Genomic DNA, 2,185 nt, shown 5'->3' with positions numbered 1-2,185 from the left:
CCGGCTTTGCTCTTACAGCGCTTTTCAAGTAATTGAACTACACCACTCCCTACTCCCTACTCCCTACTCCCCATTCCTCGTCTCAGTCGTGGTCTAAATACCTGAAAACTGCTCTAACTCCTGCCTTCCTCTTGCCAGTAGTTAATCACTTCTGTCGCTTTATTAAGCAACTCGACACGATCCACGTCAGTAATCCAATGTTTGGACTCTAATTCCTTTTTTAACTCTTCCCAGGCATCATTTCTGGGCCAAAAAAAGTACTTAGTCAAGGGACTGGTGCCTTTGCCGACAATTTGATCGACTGCTAGAGCAACGTTCTCGTCTAACCACAGAATTTTCAAAATAAACTTGGTCAATCACACCTCCGGGAATTTCCGGGCATTACTTAACTAGGATAGCGATCGCTTATTTTAACGCAATACTCTATCAAATGACCAAACAGTGATTGAGAATGGGCTACGATAAGGTTTAGTCGGCGCTAACTAAAGATGCTTGTGACCGAAACAGACTTATGATATAGAGCAAGTAAATTTGTTTATCTACTTGTCTACACCGAGTTTCTCACGATTTTTGACCTATCCAAATACCACCCTTGACAATTTCCTCAAATCCTTAACTTGTCACCAATGTCTTACCCCTGCGACAGTCAATCTGCAGTAGATTAAAAGATGTCAAGGAATTCGAGAATTTGGTAATCAAGTCGGACACCAACGGCACACTCGTTAAACTCAAGGATGTGGGACGAGCCGAGTTAGGCGCGAAGGACTATACAACTTCGGCACTGGTACAGGGCAAACCGGGCGTTGCTATGTTGATCTATCAGCTTCCGGGCAGCAATGCGCTGAATACTGCCAAAGCGGTGGAAGCGTAAATCGCAGAGCTAGAGAAAAACTTTCCCCCAGGGGTGAAAGCCGTCATTGCCTACGACACCACCAAGTTTGTCGAAGTCTCAATCAAAGAAGTGGTCAAGACATTGGAGGAAGCGATCGCCCTAGTGGTGCTGGTGATTTTCGTCTTTTTGCAAGATTGGCGGACGACGATTATTCCGGCGATCGCTGTTCCTGTATCCTTGATTGGAGCATTGGCGTTTGCTTATGTCCTGGGCTTCTCGCTCAACACGTTGACCATGTTCGGATTGGTACCTGTGTCTCAAACCCTCCAAAAAGAAGTGCCGGAGATGGAAGCGTCTCTCGTCATTGCCGGTTTTGGTCTCAACGGCAATGGGCCAAATCAGGGGACATTTTTCTTTAACCTGAAAGATTGGAAAAAGCGCGAGGGTGAGGAACATTCAGTTAAGGCGATCGTGCAACGGCTGAATGGCATCTTCGCCCAAAATCAGGATGCGATGATTTTCACGCCTTAATCCTAACTTTTCTAAACTCAATAATTGGGTTAATCAAATCTCCTTACAAAGATTAGACATTGCTTATAATGCAGCAGTTGCCATTAAAGAGATTGAAAACAAACATTTTAACAATAATAGCATTTCGTCTGATGCCAACAAAGGAAAAATAATTAATGATTATTTCCGAGTTCAGCTTCAGCGTGAGCTTGCTAATGTAAAGCTGAATTTAGCCCAATTTAAACTGGGAACTTTTTGGGTAAACCACAAATTGTCCAGCCAACACACTAGCAATATCTCAGAAATAGAAGCTCTAATTTTAGAGAAACTGTCATTTATTGAATCAGTAGTTTCAAAGTATCGTCAGTCCTCCGATCCTCTCAATTCATCTGTGGTACAAGAGATAGGGGATATACCCGCTTCAAATCCTTTGACTACTCCAGAGCAAACCTTGGGAATTAGCCCAAAATTGATTCAAACAACAAATAATGTTGATTCAGAAGAAGCTGGGTTAAATCCACTGAAGCGAAAAAAGTCTCATTCTTTGTTGGGAAGATTTGGACAGGTGAGGAAAGAACTCAGTCCTGAGTATGAGCAAAAAGTTATTGCGGAATTACGCACTCAACGACGGCAAAATCAGATCGCTATCCGATGGCTGGTGATTCTGGCGATTGTTCCAATTCTTGCTCACACTCTGACTAAGAGCTTGATCTTTGAACCTTTATAAGAAGAATTCAGAACTCAGGAGCGGAGCAAGGAAAGCTCCGCCTCCGGTCAGAAAACAGGTATGAATTCTGTACGAGTGGGTAATGAATATTGGTTAAAACCTCGCCCGAGGTTAAG

Annotated in this window: 3 protein-coding genes and 1 pseudogene; 3 read left to right on the top strand and 1 reads right to left on the bottom strand. The window is 43.3% G+C overall.

Annotated elements, in window-relative coordinates:
* Window positions 1-113 precede the first annotated feature (113 nt).
* Window positions 114-356: a 30S ribosomal protein PSRP-3 gene (locus LC574_RS36925; RefSeq protein WP_229458593.1), complete on the bottom strand. Its 243-nt coding sequence runs from the start codon at window positions 354-356 to the stop codon at window positions 114-116.
* 281 nt (window positions 357-637) lie between these two features.
* On the opposite strand from LC574_RS36925, the pseudogene LC574_RS36920 reads away from it, so the two are divergent.
* The 3 genes and pseudogenes from LC574_RS36920 to LC574_RS36915 form a co-directional block, all read left to right on the top strand.
* A pseudogene (locus LC574_RS36920) lies at window positions 638-1,129 on the top strand (efflux RND transporter permease subunit); the annotation flags it as partial.
* Window positions 1,127-1,363, top strand: coding sequence for an efflux RND transporter permease subunit (locus LC574_RS38660; protein WP_306422221.1), 237 nt, complete (start codon window positions 1,127-1,129; stop codon window positions 1,361-1,363). The pseudogene LC574_RS36920 and the gene LC574_RS38660, both read left to right, overlap by 3 nt.
* A 250-nt stretch (window positions 1,364-1,613) precedes the next feature.
* Window positions 1,614-2,069: a hypothetical protein gene (locus tag LC574_RS36915; RefSeq protein ID WP_229458592.1), complete on the top strand. Its 456-nt coding sequence runs from the start codon at window positions 1,614-1,616 to the stop codon at window positions 2,067-2,069.
* Window positions 2,070-2,185: the final 116 nt, after the last annotated feature.

This window comes from Nostoc sp. CHAB 5715, assembly GCF_020829685.1.
Taxonomy (GTDB): domain Bacteria; phylum Cyanobacteriota; class Cyanobacteriia; order Cyanobacteriales; family Nostocaceae; genus Nostoc.
Note: the sequence above shows the minus strand (reverse complement) of the source record. Positions and strands in the feature narration are given on the sequence as shown.

Excerpts from the sequence above, each read along its gene's own strand:
- LC574_RS38660 (WP_306422221.1), top strand. The coding sequence starts at position 1,127 with ATGTTCGGATTGGTACCTGTGTCTCAAACCCTCCAAAAAGAAGTGCCG.